The sequence below is a fragment of the Microcystis flos-aquae FACHB-1344 genome (assembly GCF_014698375.1).
GTDB classification, from domain to species: Bacteria; Cyanobacteriota; Cyanobacteriia; order Cyanobacteriales; family Microcystaceae; genus Microcystis; species Microcystis aeruginosa.
Window position 1 is genome coordinate 1 of the sequence record NZ_JACJSW010000143.1, and the last position, 4,010, is coordinate 4,010.

Here is a 4,010-nt window from a genome sequence, read left to right on the forward strand (position 1 = left end):
GTCAGTAAATCTGATTTTACGTCGATCATCAGATAGTTTGTAGCCTGTTAGTTTATACTCAACCGAACGGCTATGCTTTTTGAACCGAGGAAACCCCTTTTTCCCTGGTATCTGAGCATCGACAATTTTGGTAGAACCTGTTAATTGATTGCCAGGCTCTATCAGCAGCCGATTGACGAGCTTGTGAGTTTAATTTATTAACCCATGGTGTCTCTTTATTGTTAGCTAGTACCGCACAAAGTTTTTGGAGATCATTGCGGGTTGTCCCCTTATTGTCCAGACAATAACGAACACAAGAGTACGCACAAACTGAGATGTCCTAATTGCTTCATCTAGTCTCTGGTATTGTTCTGGTGTTCCGTTTTTTAACTTGGCTTCTACGACTAGCATTGATTAATCCTCGACCCTGGAGCAATTAAGTATAACACAGTTTACCTACAAATGGTAGAATTAAAATCGTGCTTCGCAGTTAATATCCTGGTCGGATTTCATCCCCCGCAAAGGTTGATGTCTTGTCGAAAAATTTAGCGGGGGCATTCATCCGACATTTAAGGTAACTTTTTTATTGTGCCAACTGCAGCGGATTTTTTCTCGGTTATGGCTATCGATTCTTTAACTAAAATCTTGCCTAAGTGGTACCAATGGGCCAAGGCAGCTAAGTGGTCAGACAAAAGTAAAGTTAACCGTGGGAGTCAGGAGTCAGGAGTCAGGAGTCAGCAAGAATTGCCAGAATTACATTTCTTAAGACAGACGAGAGAATTTATGTCCGACTACTTATAAGTTACCAGTTATCATTTATCAGTGACTAATTATCTGTTGCCAAAGCAGACTTGTCAGAATATAGTATGGAAAACAAGCATAATCTTGGCAAAACTATGTATCATCAACGACTAGCTAGACCTGAAGATGCAATAGCGATCGCTCCTCTGTGGCGAGATTTTGCTCAAAGGCGATCGGAAGCTGATCCCTCGATCAATCTGAAACCTGATTTTGACTATGAAGGATATGTGAGGTATCAGCTTAAAAAACCGCTATCTTTCGGTTTTGTCTTGGAATATGAGCAGCAAATCGTCGGGTTTCTCTTTACTTATGTTTATGATGAGACCCCACCTCCCCAGATTTCTGCTTTGGAAATGTGGGAAAATCCTTTCATTCCCCGTCGTGTGGGTGCAGTTTTGGGGATGTATGTTAAAGAAAAGCACCGCAAACCGGACACGATTAATTTGTTGATTAAAGCGGCGATCGCTAAAGCGGAAGAACTAAAGGTTAGCGATATTGACTTATTAATCAGTATAGATCAGACAGGTATTCAGGCAGTATTAGAACGCTTGGGCTTTGTTAAAGCAGCGATTCAATATACAAAACATTTTAACATATCGGAGAAGAATTTACCGAATTTACACCAGGCTCATTTAAGGCTAAGAGAAAAGGAAGTTATACCGACTGGAACAATTGTTTTAAGTGACATTAAAACCCAAGAAATCGTTAAGAATACCCAAGGAAAACCAATCTTTTTATATCCTGTTACGGATGAAGTAGGAAAGGTTTTGACGAGTTCGATGGGTTTACCGATTTATCCTCTCCCTTTACGAGAGCCGAATACTCATAATTTTGTCTTTGATGAGGCAGAAAATCTCATCTTATGTCCTATCTTACAAGAGCTAGGGGGTGCGGTAGTAGAATTTGGAGGAATCCCTCAATTTTGTCCACCTGTTTATGAACAAATAGATGGGAAATTATGCTTAAAGCAAGATAGTAATGGCAATTATGTTTTTGCAGAAGTAGAACGGGATGAGTCGGGGAAAATTAGGCGATTACCAGAAGGAAAACCACTATTTAAATCCACCAATTGATCTTTAAACTCTCCAGAAAACGGGTTTCTCGCAGAAACCCGTTTTCTGGTTAAGGCGGAAAGCATCCCCCTCTTTTCCTAGTTCCTCCTCTCCTCCTAGGTTAAGGGGTGAGGTCATAACAATCTGTTGCCAAAACCGACTTCTCAGAATATAATAGAGAAGAGTAGTAATTCATCACTCAGATTAGTTAAGATGACATTACATGACTAATAATATTGACCATGATCGATTATTTAAGGAGTTAATCTCCACCTTTTTTGTCGAATTTATCGAGTTGTTTTTCCCTCAATTGATGGATTATTTAGATAGGGACTCGATTACTTTTTTAGACAAAGAAGTATTTACCGATGTCACGGAAGGAGAAAGGCATGAAAGCGATTTAGTCGCACAGGTTAAGTTTCGAGGAAAAGAATCTTTTTTTCTGATTCATGTGGAGGCGCAGGAAAGTTCCCGCAAGTGGTTTAATCGGCGAATGTTTACTTATTTTGCTCGCTTTCATGAGAAATTTGTCTTACCGATTTATCCGATTGTAATTTTTTCTTATTCAAGGCCAAAAAGAGCAGCGATTAGTCAATATGTGGTCGATTTTCCCGATTTTAAGGTCTTAGAATTTAACTATCAAGTAGTGCAGTTAAATCGATTAAATTGGCGAGATTTTCTCAATCAACCGAATCCGGTTGCTTCAGCTTTGATGGCGAAGATGAGCATTGCCGAGAAAGAGCGAGCCAAGGTTAAGGCGGAATGTCTGCGCTTGTTAATTACTTTAAAGTTAAATCCAGCGAAAATGCAATTAATTTCCGGATTTATTGATACTTATCTCAATCTAAATCCGGTCGAAGAGATACAATTTCAACAAGAGATTAGCACATTTAGTCAACCCGTACAGGAGGGAGTTATGCAAATTACTACCAGTTGGATGCGTCAAGGTATTGAACTAGGTATCGAACAAGGTATTGAACGGGGTATCGAACGGGGTATCGAACAAGGTATTGAACGCGGTATCGAACAAGGTATCGAACAAGGTATTGAACGGGAAAAGACATTGATTCTTCGTCAACTTAAACGCAAGTTAGGGGAGATTAATCCTTCATTAGAAACTAAAATTATGGAGTTAAGTATTGATGATGTCGAAGTATTAGGAGAAGCTTTATTCGATTTCTCTACGGTTGAAGATTTAATCAATTGGTTAAATACTTTAACTGCCTAGCTTTGACGTTAGCGCTCGCATCTTCGCCATGACAAGGGGTAAGATTGCTTCGGAGAGGGAATTTCAGTTAACAGTTAACAGTTAGAAGTGAGGTCTGCCAAAGGGAATTGACAGACCGCAAAACATAGGATAGCATTTGTATAATTCTTATCAAAATACGGAGAAAATATGACTCTAGTTATTTCCCAAGAAGTGATTAAAGCAAGTGGTTTATCAGAGGATGAACTGTTGAAGGAAATTGTTGTTATGTTATTCCAACAAGATAAGATTAGCTTAGGAAAAGCAAGTGAGTTATTAGGTATTAATCAAATCAAGTTTCAACGGATGCTTTCTGAACGAGGAATTTGTATTCACTATGATGTTGCTGAGTTTCAGGAAGATATTAAGCATTTAAAAGAGAAAGGTTGGCTATGATTATTATTAGCGATACTTCTCCTCTCAGCAGTCTTGCTCTTGTTGGTTATCTGTCAATCTTAAAAGATATTTATACTAATGTTGTTATTTCCCAAGCAGTTGCCAATGAATTAGCCAATTTAACTGAGGAAGATATCCGCATTAAAGCGATAATTTCTCTGAACTGGATACAGGTTAAACAAGCCGCTAATTTGGAACTTGTGGCTTGTTTGAGCAATGACTATAATTTAGATATTGGCGAAGCAGAAGCAATCGCTCTTGCCTTAGAATTAAAAGCAGATGAATTGTTAATTGATGAGCGTCTTGGACGGAGGGAGGCTGTGCGTTTGGGGCTGTCAATTACGGGGGTTCTAGGAGTTCTTTTAATCGCTAAAAATAGAGGATTGATTGCTAAGGTTAAACCCATAATAGATGCTCTAATACCTGAACTTCCCCCATACATATATACCATAATAGCCCAAAACCCTTATCCATCAATGGATGTACCCCCTTAACTTTTCTTAATGTACCCATGTAATTTGTAACATTTCTTAATG

Annotated in this window: 5 protein-coding genes and 1 pseudogene; 5 read left to right on the forward strand and 1 reads right to left on the reverse strand. The window is 38.8% G+C overall.

All coding sequences use genetic code 11. The features are described 5' to 3' along the window. A pseudogene (locus tag H6G48_RS12810) lies at positions 1–390 on the reverse strand (RNA-guided endonuclease TnpB family protein); the annotation flags it as partial. Positions 391–624: 234 nt separating this feature from the next. On the opposite strand from H6G48_RS12810, the gene H6G48_RS12820 reads away from it, so the two are divergent. From H6G48_RS12820 to H6G48_RS12840, 5 genes are all read left to right on the forward strand, one after another. Beyond that, positions 625–780, forward strand: a complete 156-nt coding sequence (locus H6G48_RS12820) for a hypothetical protein (RefSeq protein WP_190722091.1) — start codon at positions 625–627, stop codon at positions 778–780. A gap of 65 nt (positions 781–845) precedes the next feature. Continuing rightward, positions 846–1,853 (forward strand): GNAT family N-acetyltransferase, encoded by a 1,008-nt coding sequence (locus tag H6G48_RS12825; RefSeq protein WP_190722086.1) that lies wholly within the window; start codon positions 846–848, stop codon positions 1,851–1,853. 202 nt (positions 1,854–2,055) lie between these two features. Next, complete coding sequence (locus H6G48_RS12830) at positions 2,056–3,060, forward strand: DUF4351 domain-containing protein (protein WP_190722089.1); 1,005 nt, start codon at positions 2,056–2,058, stop codon at positions 3,058–3,060. 168 nt (positions 3,061–3,228) lie between these two features. Further along, the gene (locus H6G48_RS12835; protein ID WP_002756573.1) at positions 3,229–3,474 is read left to right on the forward strand and encodes a UPF0175 family protein; all 246 of its coding nucleotides are present in this window, start codon (positions 3,229–3,231) and stop codon (positions 3,472–3,474) included. After that, positions 3,471–3,968, forward strand: a complete 498-nt coding sequence (locus H6G48_RS12840; protein ID WP_242034633.1) for a PIN domain-containing protein — start codon at positions 3,471–3,473, stop codon at positions 3,966–3,968. The genes H6G48_RS12835 and H6G48_RS12840 overlap by 4 nt, the downstream gene beginning before the upstream one ends. Positions 3,969–4,010: the final 42 nt, after the last annotated feature.

Coding starts and splice junctions, on each gene's coding strand:
- H6G48_RS12830 (WP_190722089.1), top strand. CDS start 2,056: ATGACTAATAATATTGACCATGATCGATTATTTAAGGAGTTAATCTCC.
- H6G48_RS12825 (WP_190722086.1), top strand. CDS start 846: ATGGAAAACAAGCATAATCTTGGCAAAACTATGTATCATCAACGACTA.
- H6G48_RS12840 (WP_242034633.1), top strand. CDS start 3,471: ATGATTATTATTAGCGATACTTCTCCTCTCAGCAGTCTTGCTCTTGTT.
- H6G48_RS12835 (WP_002756573.1), top strand. CDS start 3,229: ATGACTCTAGTTATTTCCCAAGAAGTGATTAAAGCAAGTGGTTTATCA.